The following is a 15,366-nucleotide window of genomic DNA, read 5'->3' on the forward strand; positions in this document are numbered from 1 at the left end:
TGGAAGCAGTGACATGGACCGGGTGACATGGACGGAGTGACATGGACTGGCTGACAGCGCTGCAGGCCCTGCGCGCCGACGGATCACCGGGCGTCCTCGCCACGGTGACCGAGGTGCGCGGCCACGCGCCCCGGGAAGCCGGGGCGAAGATGGTTGTGGGCGCCGGGGCCACGTGGGACAGCATCGGCGGCGGCAACCTCGAGGCCACCGTGGTCGAGCGCGCCCGGGCGCTGCTCGCCGCGGGCGCCTCGGGCCCGGAGTCCCTTGAGTTCGCGCTCAACGAGCATGCCCCCACCGAGCACGGACGGCAGTGTTGCGGTGGCGGTGTCCGGGTCCTCCTCGAAGTGTTCCTGCCGCGCCCCACTGTCGCCGTGTTCGGCGTTGGCCATGTCGGGTACGAGCTGGCCCGGATCCTCTCCCGCCTGCCCCTGCAGCTTCACCTTGTTGACAGCAGGCCCGACCAGGTCAGCCCCGCGCGCCTGGCCGATGTCAGGGCCGGCACCGCCGACGTCCGGCCCTCGGCCGGTCCGGCCCCGGAGGCCGTGCTGGGCACGCTGCCGGCCGGCTCGCACGTGTTCATCATGACCCACGACCACGCCGAGGACTTCCTGCTGTGCGACGCTGCGCTGCGCCGGGCCGACCTGGGCACTGTCGGGCTGATCGGTTCCCGCGCCAAGTGGTCGCGGTTCCGTCAGCGGCTGCGCGCTGAGGGGCACGCCGACGCCGTCATCGACACCATCACCTGCCCCATCGGGCTTCCCGGCCTCGAGGGAAAGGCACCCGCCGTCATCGCCGTCAGCGTTGCCGCCGAACTGCTGAAAACCCTCGCCTCCGAAGAGGCGAGGGTTTCCGGAGCGGATCTTGCGACGTCGGTTCAGCCGCCCATCCAGGCGGTCACCGGCCCGCGGGCGAAGTAGACCAGGAAACCCGCTGCAACAACCCACAGCAGGGGATGGATCTCGCGCGCCTTGCCCGAGCCGGCACGGATGAGGACCCAGGTGACGAAGCCGACCCCGATGCCGTTGGCGATGGAGTAGGTCAGCGGCATTGTGACGATGGTGAGGAACGAGGGAAGCGCCACCGAGAAGATCGAGAAGTCGATCTCCCGGATCTGGGCCACCATCATCGCCCCGACCACGACGAGCGCAGCCGCGGCAACCTCCAAGGGAACCACCGCCGTCAGGGGGGTGAGGAACATCGCGGCGAGGAACAAGACGCCGGTGACCACCGAGGCGAGACCCGTGCGGGCGCCCTCACCGATGCCGGCAGCCGAGTCGATGTAGACGGTGTTCGAGGAGGACGACGTCGAGCCCCCGGCCACCGCGCCGACGCCTTCGATGATCAGTGCCGACTTCAGGCGGGGGAAGGTCCCCTCCTTGTTGGCGAGGCCGGCGCTCTTGGAAAGCCCGGTCATTGTGCCCATCGCGTCGAAGAAGTTGGTGAAGACCAGGGTGAACACAAGCATCGTTGCGGCGAGCACGCCGATGCGGTCGAAGGCGCCGAAGCTGAACTGCCCCAGGAGCCCGAAGTCCGGGACCGAGACGATGCCGCCGGGCACTGCCGGTGCGTTGAGGTGCCACCCGCCGGGGTTGTCGGGGCCGCCGGCCCCGAGCTTCAGGAAGGCCTCGATGATCACGGCGACGATCGTCGTGGTGATCATGCCGATCAGCAGCCCGCCCTTGACCTGCCGGGCCACGAGGATGCCCATGGTGATCAGGCCGATCAGGAAGACGACGGTCGGCATGGTGGTGATCGAGCCGTTGTCTCCGAGCTGAACGGGAGGCCCGCCCTCGGTCCGGTTGACGAAGCCCGAGTCGACGAAGCCGATGAATGCGATGAACAGGCCGATGCCCACGGTGATTGCCGCTTTGAGCTCCGGGGGAACCGCGTTGAAGATCGCCGTTCGGGCCCCGGTGACGGCAAGGAGGACGATCAGCAGGCCGTTGATGACGACGAGGCCCATCGCCTCGGCCCAGGTCACCTCGCCGATCACGGAGACGGCGAGGAAGGAGTTGATGCCCAGCCCCGCCGCGATGCCGAACGGCAGGTTGGCGACCATGCCGAAGAGGATCGTCATCACCCCCGCCGTCAGGGCGGTGACGGCGCCCACCTGCGCGGCGGCAAGCCACCCGCCCTCGACGTCGGTTGCTGCCGCGTCGGCGCTGAATCCGCCAAGGATGAGCGGGTTGAGGATGACGATGTAGGCCATCGTGAAGAAGGTGACAAGCCCGCCGCGCACTTCGCGGGCCTTGTTGGAGCCACGTTCGGTGATCTGGAAGAAGGCGTCGACCGAGCTGAAGCGTCCTCCGTCCGCCGGGCGGCGGCGGGCACCCCGTGGGGAGCGCCCGTCGTGGGATTCATTGTCGCGCGTCGTGAGTGCCATGGCGCTGCGCCTTCCTAGTAGGCCACGCGGCCGGTGTATGAGGTCCAGGCGTCAAAAGGCGCACGGGCGTCGAAGCCCCCGGACGGTGAGGGGAGGAGTTGGAGGGACGACATTGAGCGTTCCTCGACCGGGGTGGAGAAGTAGTCGTAGAAAACGGCGTCGTCGAAGCCGGCGCGAGCTGCATCATCGCGGTCGGCGGCATACACAACACGGTCAACGCGGGCCCAGAGGGCGGCCGCGAGGCACATGGGGCACGGCTCGCAGCTTGAATAAAGCACGCAGCCGGAGAGGTCGAACGACGAAATGGCGGTGCACGCGGCACGGATGGCCATCACTTCGGCGTGGGCCGTCGGGTCGTTCGTCGCCGTGACCCGGTTGACGCCTTTGAAGACGCTTCCGTCCGGAGTCACGATGACGGCGCCGAACGGGCCGCCGGCGTTTGAGACATTGGCTATGGCGAGGGAGATTGCCTCCCCCAGATACTGCTCTTCCTTGGTTGTGGTGCTCACAGGTCCTCCCAAGCGAGGCAACAACCCTTCCGCACCACCGATGCCGAACGGGGCAGGTGGCTTGGCAAGACTGCTGCGGGGATTTGGCTTGCAGGTCCGCCTGGTAGATAGCTACCCCCGGGAGGGGTGCCCGCCGTTGGCTTCGTCCTCAGACTGTAACACCATCATGTGACGCGGAACACACTATTTCTGAAAAAGTTTTATCGCAATGTGGAAGTTAGGAGACGCCATTGAGGTCGTCCGAGATGGCCTGCGCCGCCTTGCTGAGGAAGGGGATGGCGCGCTCGGCAAAGTCCTCGTCCACCCGGCTCACCGGTCCCGAGACGGAGATCGCCGTAGGGGTGGGGGCGTTGGGAACTGCAATCGCAAAGCAGCGCACCCCCAGCTCCTGCTCGCCGTCGTCGATTGCGTATCCGCGCTCGCGGATCCTCCCGAGTTCCGCCAGGAGTGCATCGACGCTGCCGATGCTCTTCTCGGTGGGAGTGGGCATTCCCGCGCGGGCGACGATGGCGCGCACCGCCTCGTCGTCGAGCTGGGCGAGGATGGCCTTTCCGACGCCGGTATCGTGCGTGTGCGCCCGCCGGCCCACCTCGGTGAACATTCGCATCGAGTGGGAGGACGGCACCTGCGCGATGTAGACGACCATGTCCGAATCGAGGACGGCCATGTTCGAGGTTTCACCGAGACTGTCGACGAGGTACTTCAACTGGGGCCGGGCGAGGGCGCCAAGCTGTTTGTTCGCTCCCTCTCCCAGCCGGATGAGCCGGGGCCCCAGGGCGTAGCGGCGGTTGGGCAGCTGGCGGACGTAGCCCTTGCCCACGAGGGTGCGCAGCAGGCGGTGGATAGTGGGAAGCGGCAGGTCGGTTGACGACGAGAGCTCGCTGAGGGTCACCTCGCCCCCGGCGTCGGTGATCAGCTCGAGCAGTTCAAAGACGCGTTCGACGGACTGCACGCCGCCTCGGGCTGGGGCTTCCGTCATGAATACTCCTGGTGTTTTGCGCCGCCGGTTACTGGTTCATGATATCGCTTATCCGCATCGTGGAATCTATTTCTGGTCCAGCATGACGAAACACCCCCGTGTCGGAGCATTCTTCCTTGTGCTTCCACGTGGCAGACAATAATATCCATAATACGAAAACTTCAGCGCGGTACTGTGCTGTTCGGCGACGATGCCGGGGCAGCGGCACGCTGACGGGCGGCACCGACGATCCCGAGGAGCGAAAAGCATGGCCATCGAATTGACCGATCCCGCGCCCGTCGAAGGGGCGGACACAATCCTTACCCCCGAAGCACTGGAGTTCGTGGAGCAGCTGCACCTGCGGTTCCGCGCCGAGCGGGACGAGCGGCTCGCGGCCCGCGTCACCCGCCGGACGGAGGTCGCCAGGACCGGCCGGCTCGACTTCCTCCCCGAGACCCGGGGCGTGCGCGACGGAGCATGGCACGTGGCGCCGGCGCCGCCGGACCTGCGGGACCGCCGGGTGGAGATGACCGGACCCGCCTCCCCGGCAAAGATGGCAATCAACGCCCTCAACTCCGGGGCGAAGGTCTGGCTCGCCGACCTCGAGGACGCAAGCACGCCCACCTGGCACAATGTTGTCGACTCGCAGCTGAACCTCTATCAGGCAGCCCGCGGCCGGCTCGACTACACCTCGCCGGAAGGCAAGGAGTATTCACTGCGCCTCGACGCGCCCCTTGCCGTCGTCGTTGCCCGTCCGCGCGGATGGCACCTCCCCGAAAAGAACGTGTTGATCGACGGCAGGCCGGCCATCGGCGCCCTCGTCGACTTCGGCCTCCACTTCTTCCATAACGCCCGGCAGCTCCTCAACACCGGAAGCGGACCCTACTACTACCTGCCCAAGCTCGAGAGCCACCTCGAGGCCCGGCTGTGGAACGACATCTTCGTCTTCGCCCAGGAATACGTAGGAGTGCCTCACGGCTCAATCCGTGCGACAGTGCTCATCGAAACGATCCCCGCCGCCTTCGAAATGGACGAGATCCTCTACGAGCTCCAGGACCACGCATCGGGGCTCAACGCCGGCCGGTGGGACTACCTCTTCAGCATCATCAAGTACTTCCGCGACGCCGGACCCGCCTACCTGCTGCCGGACCGCGCGAGCGTTTCAATGACCGCCCCGTTCATGCGCGCCTACACCGAGCTCCTCGTGAAAACCTGCCACCGCAGGGGCGCCTTCGCCATGGGCGGCATGGCGGCCGTCATCCCCAACCGGCGCGAACCCGACGTCACCGAGGAAGCCTTCGCCAAGGTGCGGGCCGACAAGACCCGTGAAGCCGACGACGGCTTCGACGGCTCCTGGGTGGCACACCCCGACCTCGTGCCGGTGTGCAGGGAGGTGTTCGACGCGGTGCTGGGAAACCAGCCCAACCAGCTTGACCGCCAGCGCGACGACGTCAGCGTCATCGCAGGGGACCTCCTCGACGTCCGTTCCGCGGGCGGTTCGATCACCGAAGCGGGCCTGCGCTCCAACCTGTATGTGGCCATCGCCTACGTGGCGGTCTGGCTGTCCGGCAACGGCGCCGTCGCCATCCACAACCTGATGGAAGACGCCGCGACTGCCGAAATTTCACGGTCCCAGGTGTGGCAGCAGCTGCGCAACAAGGCGGTGCTCACCGACACCGGAAACACCGTCACCCCGGAGCTCGTCACGGCCCTGCTCGATGAGGAGTTCGAAAAACTCCGCACCGAGGTCGAAAGCGGAACCTTCGAGCGGTACTACGAACCGGCCCGCAACCTGATCGCGGACATCTGCCTCTCGGAGGAGTACACCGAGTTCCTCACCCTCCCGGCCTACGAGCTGGTGCGCTGATGCCCGAGACCGTCCTCGGCGCAGATGACTACTCCGACGCAACCGAGCAGCTCGCCGAAACCGACGAGCTGCTGGTGCGGAACTACCCGGGCGACGCCGGCACCCGCCAGCCCGTACACACCGTCTACATTCCGGCCGACCGGTTCGAAGCGGGCCTCGCCGCGCGTTGGGGCGGGGAGGCACTGGCCGCGGTCGAGGCGCAGGGAGGCCTTGAGTCCCTTTGCAGGACCGCCGAGCTTCCCGCAGAGATGATCGGACCGATCAGTGCGAAGGTGAAGGCGAAACTGCTCGCCGAGCCGATCGAGGATCTCCGCATCGACTTCGAGGACGGCTATGGGAACCGCCCCGACGCCGAGGAGGATGCCGCAGCGCTTGCGGCGGCCGACCAGCTTGCCGAAGGCGCCACCGACTCGGCCGCCCCGCCCTTTCTCGGCATCCGGTTCAAGTCCTTCGAGCAGCCGACGCGGGCACGGGGTATCCGCACCCTCGACCTGTTTCTCTCCCGCCTTGTGCAGCACGGTGAACTGCCGGAGGGACTTGTCCTGACCCTGCCCAAGGTCAGCACCGTGGCTCAGGTGGAGGTGATGGCCCGGCTGTGCGGGCGCCTCGAACAGGCACACGGGCTCGGGGACGGGCGGCTTCGCTTCGAAGTGCAGGTTGAAACCCCGCAGCTGATCCTCGGCCCCGACGGCACGGTGCCGGTGGCCCGGCTGCTCCACTCGGGCGACGGCAGGGTGTCCGGGCTCCACTACGGAACCTACGACTACAGCGCCTCCCTCGAGATCGCCGCGGCCTACCAGGCAATGGACCATCCGGCCGCTGACTACGCCAAGCAGGTCATGCAGGTGGCAGCGGCTGGAACCGGGGTGAGGCTGTCCGACGGGTCGACGAACATCCTCCCGATCGGCTCTGCCGACAACACCGTCCAGGCATGGAAGCTGCACGCCAGCCTCGTCCGGCGCTCCCTGGAGCGGGGCTTCTACCAGGGCTGGGACCTCCATCCGGCGCAGCTGCCCACCCGGTTCATCGCCACGTACTTCTTCTATCTGCGCGGGTTCGAGCACGCCGCCTCGCGGCTGCGCAACTACGTTCACCGGCTCGAAAGCACGGTGCTCGACGAACCGGCGACCGCCAGGGCGCTTGCGCGCTTCCTGCACCGCGGGCTCCTCTGCGGTGCGCTCGACGAAAATGAAATCGAACAACGCACGGGCATCGACGCCGCGCAGTTGACCCTGCTCGCTCACCCCGGGCTGGCCCGCGAACGCAAAGGACTTTCATGACAAGCCCCGCCTCCTCCACCCGGTCCTCCTACTACACTCCGCCGACCGCGCTCCCGCCGCAGACCGCGCTCCTTTCCGACCGTGCCGTTGTCACCGAGGCGTACACGGTGATACCGCGGGGAGTGCTCCGGGACATCGTCACGAGCGTGCTTCCGGAATGGACGGGGACCCGCGCCTGGATCCTCAACCGTCCGGTGGCCGGCGGTGCGACGACGTTCGCCCAGTACCTCATGGAGGTGGCGCCCGGCGGGGGCTCCGGCGCCCCCGAGCCGCAGCCCGAGGTCGAATCGTTTGTCTTCCTGCTCGAGGGAACCCTCGAGGTGACGATCGACGACGTGGAGCACTCCCTGGTGCCCGGAGGGTTCGCCTACCTTCCGGCCCGTGCCCGCTGGAAGGCGCACAACCGGGGAGCCGGCCACGCCAAGTTCCAGTGGATCCGGAAGCGCTACCAGCCGCTGGAGGGCTACCAGCCCGCCGTCGTCGTCGGCAACGAACAGGACATCGAGCCCGACGGGATGCCCGGCACCGACAACAAGTGGCGCACCACCCGCATGCTGCCGGTCGAGGACCTCGCGTACGACATGCACATAAACGTCGTGACCTTCGAGCCGGGGGCGTCGATCCCCTTCGCCGAAACCCACGTGATGGAACACGGGCTGTACGTGCTTGAAGGAAAGGCCGTGTACCGGCTAAACAGCGACTGGGTCGAGGTCGAAGAGGGCGATTACATGTCGCTGCGCGCCTTCTGCCCCCAGGCCTGCTACGCCGGGGGTCCAGCCAACTTCCGCTACCTGCTTTACAAGGACGTCAACCGGCAGATCGTGCTCTGACCGTCCAGGCTCAATGCCTCGCTCCGCCGCGGACCCCCGGATCCGCGGCGGAGTTTTTTTGTGTCCCCGCCATTGACAGGCCTTCCGCATCGACCCTAGGGTTTTCATATAAGGGAAATAATCTTCCACGAAGTGAAATCTTTTGAAGCTAGGAACGCCGATGTCCTACACAGTCAACTGCTCGATCCTCCTGACCGAACTGCCTCTGCTTGAGCGTCCCGCCGCAGCCAAGGCCGCCGGGTTCGACAACGTCGAGTTCTGGTGGCCCTTCCCCGAAGCCGTTCCCTCCGACGCCGAGGTAAGCGCCTTTGAGGAGGCGATCACCGGTGCCGGCGTGCAGCTGACCGGGCTCAACTTCTTTGCTGGCGACATGCCCGGCGGTGACCGGGGACTCGTGTCCTGGCCGGCACGGTCACAGGAATTCCGGGACAACCTCGACGTCGTCGCCGGTATCGGAGGCCGCCTCGGCTGCCGGGCCTTCAACGCCCTCTACGGCAACCGCACCGAGGAGTCGACACCGGAGGAGCAGGACACCCTCGCGATCGAGAACCTCACCCTTGCGGCGGAGGCCGTCGCGGCGGTCTCCGGAACAGTGCTGCTCGAGCCCGTCAGCGGAGCCGAGCGCTACCCGCTGCGCACCGCGCAGCAGGCACTTGACGTGATCACCAAGGTCCGGGCTGAGGGCGCCGCCAACATCGCGCTCCTTGCCGATTTCTACCACCTGGCAGTGAACGGCGACGACGTTGCCGCCGTCATCCGCGCTTACGGCGCCGACTTCGGGCACATCCAGATCGCCGATTCGCCCGGCCGCGGAGCCCCCGGCACGGGATCGCTCCCGCTGGGGGACTGGATCGACTCCAGCAGGTCCGCCGGCTACTCCGGCTACATCGGCCTCGAATACAAGGAGCCGGCGGAGACCGCTTTCCGCTGGCTGACCCGCTGAACAACCTCCCCAACCAAAGGACGCAGACAATGAGCAAGATCGCAGTCATCGGACTCGGAATCATGGGCCTGCCCATGGCGGTGAACCTGGTCAAGGCCGGGCACGACGTCACAGGGTTCAACCGCAGCCAGGACCGGGTGGACCGGCTCGCCGCCGAGGGCGGCAAGGGTGCGGCGGACATCGCCGGGGCGGTCAAGGACGCCGACGTCGTGATCACCATGGTCCCCGACTCTCCCGACGTCGAATCAGTGGTCTCCGGGCAAGACGGTGTCTTCGCCAACGCACCGCGCGGAGCGTACTGGGTGGACGCGAGCACCATCCGCCCCGACGTCAGCGTCCGCCTCGCCGCAGCGGCGGCGGAGGCCGGAATCCGGGCACTCGACGCCCCGGTATCGGGCGGTGAGCAGGGAGCCATCGAGGGGAGCCTTTCGATCATGGTCGGCGGTGCCCCTGAGGACTTCGACGTCGTCCACCCGATCCTCGAGGCCGTCGGCGGCACGATCGTCCACGTCGGTCCAGCCGGCTCGGGGCAGACCGTCAAGGCGGCAAACCAACTGATCGTCGCAGGCACCATCCAGCTCGTTGCCGAGGCGCTTGTGTTCCTCGAAGCGCACAACGTCGACACCGAAGCCGCAGTGCGGGTGCTCGCCGGGGGCCTCGCGGGCAACCGCATCCTCGACCGCAAGGCAGCATCAATGGCGGCCCGCAGCTTCGAGCCGGGCTTCCGGGTGGACCTTCACCACAAAGACATGGGCATCGTCACAGCCGCTGCACGCGAGGCGGGAGTCGCCATTCCGCTCGGAGCGCTCACCGCCCAGCTCATGGGATCGCTTCGCGCCCAGGGCCACGGCTCACTCGACCACTCGGCGCTTCTGCTCCTCGTCGAACAGCTCTCCGGCCGCGCCTCAGGGCAACCCAACCAACCATCCTGAGAGGACCCGAACCATGCCAAAGATGCGCGCAGTAGACGCAGCGGTACTCATCCTCGAGAAAGAGGGAGCCACGCAGGCCTTCGGGCTCCCCGGCGCGGCAATCAACCCCCTGTATTCCGCACTGCTGAAACACGGCGGAATCCACCACGTACTGGCCCGCCACGTCGAAGGCGCCTCCCACATGGCCGAGGGCTACACCCGCGCCAAGGCCGGCAACATCGGCATCTGCATCGGAACCTCAGGGCCGGCCGGAACCGACATGATCACCGGCCTCTACTCGGCCTGGGCCGACTCGATTCCCATCCTGTGCATCACCGGCCAGGCACCGGTGGCGAAACTCCACAAGGAGGACTTCCAGGCCGTCGACATCGCCTCAATCGCCAAGCCGGTCACGAAGATGGCGATGACCGTCCTCGAAGGCGCGCAGGTTCCCGGGGCCTTCCAAAAAGCCTTCTACGAGATGCGCTCGGGCCGCCCCGGTCCCGTGCTGCTCGATCTCCCAATCGACGTCCAGCAGACACTGATCGACTTCGACCCCGACACCTACGAACCGCTGCGCCCCTCCAAGCCGGCGGCCACCCGGCCGCAGCTCGAAAAGGCCCTCGACATGCTCACCACCGCCGAGCGGCCGCTGATCATCGCGGGCGGCGGAATCATCAACGCCAACGCGGCCGCCGAGCTCGTTGAGCTGGCCGAACTGCTCAACATCCCGGTCATCCCCACCCTCATGGGCTGGGGCTCCATCCCCGACGACCACGGGCTCATGGCGGGAATGGTGGGACTGCAGACCTCGCACCGGTACGGGAACGCGACGATGCTCGAATCGGACTTCGTCCTCGGCATCGGAAACCGCTGGGCCAACCGCCACACCGGAGCCCTCGACGTCTACACGAAGGGCCGGACCTTTATCCACATCGACATCGAGCCGACCCAGATCGGCCGGGTGTTCGCCCCCGACTACGGCATCGTCTCCGACGCCGGGGAAGCCCTGCGCGGGCTGATCGACGTCGCCCGCGAGCGCAAGGAACGGCAGGGCCTTCCCGACTGGAACGCCTGGGTGAAGGACTGCGCCCAGCGGAAGTCGATGCTGCAGCGCAAGACCCACTTCGACAACGTGCCAATGAAGCCGCAGCGTGTCTACCAGGAAATGAACAGGGCCTTCGGCCGGGACACCCGGTATGTCTCGACCATCGGGCTCTCCCAGATCGCAGGCGCCCAGTTCCTCCACGTCTACGCGGCCCGGAACTGGATCAACTGCGGCCAGGCAGGACCGCTTGGATGGACCGGCCCGGCAGCCCTCGGCGTTGCAACGGCCGACCCCGGTGCCACTGTCGTTGCGCTCTCGGGCGACTACGACTTCCAGTTCATGATGGAAGAGCTCGCCGTCGGAGCCCAGTTCCACCTCCCGTACATCCACGTCGTGGTCAACAACTCCTACCTCGGGCTGATCCGCCAGTCACAGCGCGGGTTCGAGATGGACTACCACGTGTCCCTCGCGTTCGAAAACATCAACGCCCCGGAGCTTGAGGGCTACGGTGTCGACCACATCAAGGTGGCCGAGGGGCTGGGCTGCAAGGCGATCCGCGTCCGAGAGGCCGAGGATCTCCAGGCCGCCTTCGCCCAGGCGCGGTTGCTCATCGAGGAGTTCCGGGTGCCCGTTGTGGTTGAGGTGATCCTCGAACGGGTGACCAACATATCGATGGGCGCCGCAGGTATTGACGCGGTCAACGAATTCGAGGAGCTCGCGGTGTCGGCGGACGACGCCCCGACCGCCATTTCGCTGCTCGTCTAGGATTGCGCTCATGCGGATTGTTCTCTCTCCTGACAAATTCAAGGGCTCGCTGACGGCAACGGAGGTGGCAACGCATCTCGCGGCGGGACTGCTGAAAGAACTTCCCGACGCCGAGATCTTCGCGATGCCCGCGGCCGACGGCGGTGAGGGAACCCTCGAGGCGGCTTTCGCTGCGGGCTACCAGCGCCACGAGGAGGTAGTCACCGGCCCCGTGGGCGAGCCGGTGGCGGCGGCCTTCGCGGTGCGCGGACGCCAGGCGGTCATCGAAATGGCGGTGGCGTCGGGGCTCGCCGTCCTGCCGCTGGGTGTCCTCGACGCGCTCGGTGCGACGACAAAGGGCACCGGAGAGCTGATCGTCGCCGCACTCGAGCGGGGATGCACCGAGGTGGTGCTAGGGGTAGGCGGAAGCGCCAGCACCGATGGCGGGGCCGGGCTCCTTGCCGGACTCGGTGCCCGCCTCCTCGACGAAGCGGGGAATCCACTGCCGCTGGGCGGCGGAGCCCTGGCGCGGCTCGCGAAAATCGACCTCTCGGGCCTCGACCCGCGGCTCAGCGACACCCGGTTCGTCCTCGCCAGCGACGTCGACAACATCCTGCTCGGACGGCGCGGCGCGGCATCCGTGTTCGGCCCGCAGAAGGGTGCCTCAGCCGCCGAGGTCGCCGAACTCGATCGAGCGCTCAGCCGGTTCGTCGACGTCCTCGCCGCGGAAATCGGTCCGGTGGCGGCCACCACCGCCCTCAGTGCCGGCGCCGGTGCCGCCGGTGGAACCGGGTACGCGGCGCTCGCCGTGCTCGAGGCCGAACGGCGCCCGGGTATCGACGTCGTCCTCGAACTGACCGGCCTGGCCGATCACCTGCCCGGGGCGTCCCTCGTGGTCACAGGCGAGGGAAGCCTCGATGAGCAGAGCCTGCTCGGAAAGGCCCCCATCGGGGTTGCCAGGGCCGCCGCTGCTGCGGGGGTTCCCGTCGTCGCCGTCTGCGGCCGGAGCCTGCTCACCCCTGCCGAGCTTGCCGCAGCGGGCTTTGCCGGAACGTATGCGCTCACCGAACTCGAGCCCGACGTCTCCCGGAGCATGAAGAACGCCGGCGCGCTGCTTGAACGGGTGGGACAGTCGCTTGGCGCCTACCTGCGGGAGCGCGACCCCGCCGAAGCTTTCGCCCCAAGGAGTGTTTCATGACCGAAGCCGTTTCAACCGAGGGCTTCGACCTCGTGATCCGCGGGCGCCGCGTGCTGATGGGTGCTTCAGTAGGGGAGTGGGAGGTCGGTGTCCGCAGCGGAACAGTAGCGGCCCTTGCGCCGCTGGGCGCCGGGCTGGACGGCGCGCGCGTCATTGACCTGCGGGACGACGAAATCCTGCTGCCCGGGCTCGTCGACTCCCACGTGCACGTCAACGAACCCGGCCGCACCGAATGGGAAGGCTTTGCCTCCGCCACGCGCGCCGCTGCCGCCGGAGGCGTCACGACCATCATCGACATGCCGCTTAACAGCATCCCGCCAACCGTCAACGTTGCGGCCTTCACTCAGAAGCGCCAGGTTGCAGAACCACAGGCCTTCGTTGACGTCGGGTTCTGGGGCGGCGCTGTGCCCGGCAATACATCCGACCTGCGCGCCCTTCACGACGCAGGGGTGTTCGGCTTCAAGTGCTTCCTGATCCACTCCGGCGTTGACGAGTTCCCTCACCTCGAAGCGGACGAGATGGAAAAGGACATGGCGGAGCTCGCCACGTTCGACTCGCTGATGATCGTCCACGCCGAAGACCCCCGCGTCATCGGCAGCGCTCCGCCCGCCGAGGGGAACCGGTACGAGCGCTTCCTCGCCTCCCGGCCCCGCGACGCCGAGAACACCGCGATCGCAGAGGTCATCGAACGGGCACGGTCGACAGGGGCGAGGGCGCACATCCTCCACCTGTCGTCGTCGGACGCCCTGCCCCTGATTGCGAGTGCCAAGCGTGACGGCGTGAAGCTCACCGTCGAGACCTGCCCCCACTACCTGACCCTGCTGGCCGAGGAGGTCCCGGACGGGGCGACGGCGTTCAAGTGCTGCCCGCCGATCCGCGAGGCCGCCAACCGGGAGCTGCTCTGGAAGGGGCTCCAGGACGGCGTCATCGACTGCATCGTTTCGGACCACTCGCCGAGCACCCCCGACCTCAAGGACCCCGAACACGGCGACTTCGGGGTTGCCTGGGGCGGCGTCTCCTCCCTGCAGCTCGGGCTTCCGCTGGTGTGGACCGAGGCCCGCCGGCGGGGGATCGGGCTTGAGCGCGTTGTGCAATGGATGTCGCAGCGGCCCGCCGATCTCGCACGCCTTGAACGGAAGGGCAGGCTGGAGGTGGGCTTCGACGCGGACCTCGTTGTCTTCGCGGCGGAGGAGAGCTTCACGGTTGACATGAACTCCCTCCACCATCGGAACGCCGTCAGCCCGTACGACGGCAAGCAGTTGACGGGAGTCGTGCGGCGCACCTACCTGCGGGGGGTCGAGGTGGACGGTGCGTCGCCGCGCGGCCGGTTGCTCCGCCGCGGCGAGGCCTGAACACGCCCGGTGACGACGCGGCCGCGCGCTGATCGCCGCGGATGTCGCTGAATCAGTCAGTCAGCCAGCGCCACCATCGTGGCGGTTCGGGCACCGGCTCCGTCTCTGGTCCGCGCCGGGCTCCAGCATGTACTCGTGCTGGGCCAGCATTTGGTTGAAGATCGTCTGGAGCGCGTCGACCGAGTAGTCGGGGAAGGTGATCTCGCGCGCGAACCGGGAACGCAGGCCGGGGTTCGAGAGCAGGAACGACTCCATCAGCCGCGTGCGGCGTCCCCTAGCTGCGCGGCGACGGGGTTGCCGACGGGGTTGCCGACGGGGTGGGTGCCGTGCTGGGCGCAGCCGGCACTGCCAGAGGAGTGACGTCCTCGTAGGCCACCACCTCGAGGTTCCCATCACGACGGAAGGAGGTTGTCTTGTCGAGGCTCAGCGCCGCGTCGGCGCACACAAAGCGCACTCCGGAGAGCCTTATGTCCCCCTCCCACGCCGTGTGGGCAATACCCTCGATGTTCGCACCGGTTGAACCCCAGAAGACGACCCAGAAGGAGTGGTCGCCGGCCGCGTCCGGCGTGGTGAAGACATCGCAGGCCCTCGGATCGACGAGTTCACTCGCCAGCACGGAGCCATCCGGTGCTGTTGGGTCGGTGCGGACGGCAATGATCCTAAGCAGCAAGGTGTCGTACGTCCGCAGGGCCGACGCGCTCGTCTCTGCCCTGATGTGCAGGACCCCCTCGGACGTCCGGCCGACCGCCAGATCCAGGGATGGCGCTTCACGGTTCGTGATGACGTACGCACCAAGGAAAATGCTCCCGCCCACGGCGAGGACGATCAGTCCTGCGCTGGCGAGTTCGAGTCCGGAACGCAGACTTTTGTTGAGTTTCCATTGTTTCGTTGTGATGAGGACGGGGAGCGCGGCGGCGACGGCCGCAAGTGAAGCGCAGAGCGCGAACAAGACCGGCTGGTTCCGGATCATGCGCTGCAGGATCTCGCCTTCGATGCCGATTGCCGCCAGGACGGCGATGAAAAGCGAGAAGCCAGCATAAATGGCTACCCGCAGCGCTACGTTCACCTGTTTGGTGTCCTCGCCGCGGCCGGGCTCGAAGCCTGTGCTCCCGGCGGTCGGGCCACTGGGCGCGGGCTGCTGCGATGCTGCTGTGTTCTCGGCAGCGTTGGGTGCGGGCGCGGGGTTGGTCTGCGAAGCGGCTGCCGCGGAGTCGGAGCGTTTCCTTCTGCTGCGAAGCCCCATCAGTCCTCCCACATCCGGATTGTGGAGACCTGCTAGTCATGTTATTCCCGCGCTCGACAATCACGCTAGACCGACCGGCCACCGGCATTCTCCGGCTGGG

Annotated in this window: 13 protein-coding genes and 1 pseudogene; 9 read left to right on the plus strand and 5 right to left on the minus strand. The window is 67.3% G+C overall.

Going from position 1 to position 15,366, the window contains the following annotated elements; translation table 11 throughout:
* The first annotated feature begins 41 nt into the window (after positions 1–41).
* Positions 42–917, plus strand: a complete 876-nt coding sequence (gene xdhC, locus AC4D2R_RS04190) for a xanthine dehydrogenase accessory protein XdhC (RefSeq protein ID WP_490937800.1) — start codon at positions 42–44, stop codon at positions 915–917.
* Here the strand turns inward: xdhC and AC4D2R_RS04195 are convergent.
* From AC4D2R_RS04195 to AC4D2R_RS04205, 3 genes are all read right to left on the minus strand, one after another.
* On the minus strand, positions 875–2,383 hold the full coding sequence (locus tag AC4D2R_RS04195; protein ID WP_490937802.1) for an NCS2 family permease: 1,509 nt from the start codon (positions 2,381–2,383) through the stop codon (positions 875–877). The two genes, xdhC and AC4D2R_RS04195, sit on opposite strands and share 43 nt — an antisense overlap.
* Positions 2,384–2,397: 14 nt before the next feature.
* Positions 2,398–2,892 carry a nucleoside deaminase gene (locus AC4D2R_RS04200; protein WP_490937804.1) on the minus strand — a complete coding sequence of 165 codons (495 nt, stop codon included), beginning with the start codon at positions 2,890–2,892 and terminating at the stop codon, positions 2,398–2,400.
* Positions 2,893–3,109: 217 nt separating this feature from the next.
* Positions 3,110–3,871, minus strand: coding sequence for an IclR family transcriptional regulator (locus AC4D2R_RS04205; protein WP_490937806.1), 762 nt, complete (start codon positions 3,869–3,871; stop codon positions 3,110–3,112).
* Between the two features lie 247 nt (positions 3,872–4,118).
* Between AC4D2R_RS04205 and aceB the strand changes: the two genes are divergently transcribed.
* The 8 genes from aceB to allB all read left to right on the plus strand — a co-directional run bounded on the left by aceB (position 4,119) and on the right by allB (position 14,023).
* The gene (gene aceB / locus AC4D2R_RS04210) at positions 4,119–5,717 is read left to right on the plus strand and encodes a malate synthase A (RefSeq protein WP_490937808.1); all 1,599 of its coding nucleotides are present in this window, start codon (positions 4,119–4,121) and stop codon (positions 5,715–5,717) included.
* Positions 5,717–6,997: a DUF6986 family protein gene (locus AC4D2R_RS04215; RefSeq protein ID WP_490937810.1), complete on the plus strand. Its 1,281-nt coding sequence runs from the start codon at positions 5,717–5,719 to the stop codon at positions 6,995–6,997. Before aceB ends, AC4D2R_RS04215 begins: the two co-directional genes overlap by 1 nt.
* Positions 6,994–7,827: a bifunctional allantoicase/(S)-ureidoglycine aminohydrolase gene (locus tag AC4D2R_RS04220; RefSeq protein WP_490901864.1), complete on the plus strand. Its 834-nt coding sequence runs from the start codon at positions 6,994–6,996 to the stop codon at positions 7,825–7,827. The genes AC4D2R_RS04215 and AC4D2R_RS04220 overlap by 4 nt, the downstream gene beginning before the upstream one ends.
* A gap of 160 nt (positions 7,828–7,987) precedes the next feature.
* Complete coding sequence (locus AC4D2R_RS04225; protein WP_490937812.1) at positions 7,988–8,770, plus strand: hydroxypyruvate isomerase family protein; 783 nt, start codon at positions 7,988–7,990, stop codon at positions 8,768–8,770.
* A 29-nt stretch (positions 8,771–8,799) separates the two neighbouring features.
* Entirely contained in the window at positions 8,800–9,702 is a 903-nt protein-coding gene (locus tag AC4D2R_RS04230) for a 2-hydroxy-3-oxopropionate reductase (protein ID WP_490937814.1), read from the plus strand.
* Positions 9,703–9,715: 13 nt separating this feature from the next.
* Positions 9,716–11,494, plus strand: a complete 1,779-nt coding sequence (gene gcl, locus AC4D2R_RS04235) for a glyoxylate carboligase (protein WP_490937816.1) — start codon at positions 9,716–9,718, stop codon at positions 11,492–11,494.
* A 10-nt stretch (positions 11,495–11,504) separates the two neighbouring features.
* Entirely contained in the window at positions 11,505–12,671 is a 1,167-nt protein-coding gene (locus AC4D2R_RS04240) for a glycerate kinase (RefSeq protein ID WP_490937818.1), read from the plus strand.
* Complete coding sequence (gene allB / locus AC4D2R_RS04245; RefSeq protein ID WP_490937820.1) at positions 12,668–14,023, plus strand: allantoinase AllB; 1,356 nt, start codon at positions 12,668–12,670, stop codon at positions 14,021–14,023. The genes AC4D2R_RS04240 and allB overlap by 4 nt, the downstream gene beginning before the upstream one ends.
* A 93-nt stretch (positions 14,024–14,116) precedes the next feature.
* On the opposite strand, the pseudogene AC4D2R_RS04250 reads toward allB, so the two are convergent.
* Together AC4D2R_RS04250 and AC4D2R_RS04255 are read right to left on the minus strand one after the other, a co-directional pair.
* Positions 14,117–14,284: pseudogene (locus tag AC4D2R_RS04250) on the minus strand (AAA family ATPase); the annotation flags it as partial.
* 13 nt (positions 14,285–14,297) lie between these two features.
* Positions 14,298–15,278 carry a hypothetical protein gene (locus tag AC4D2R_RS04255; RefSeq protein WP_490937822.1) on the minus strand — a complete coding sequence of 327 codons (981 nt, stop codon included), beginning with the start codon at positions 15,276–15,278 and terminating at the stop codon, positions 14,298–14,300.
* Positions 15,279–15,366 lie beyond the last annotated feature (88 nt).

Source organism: Arthrobacter sp. TJ-217 (assembly GCF_058269255.1).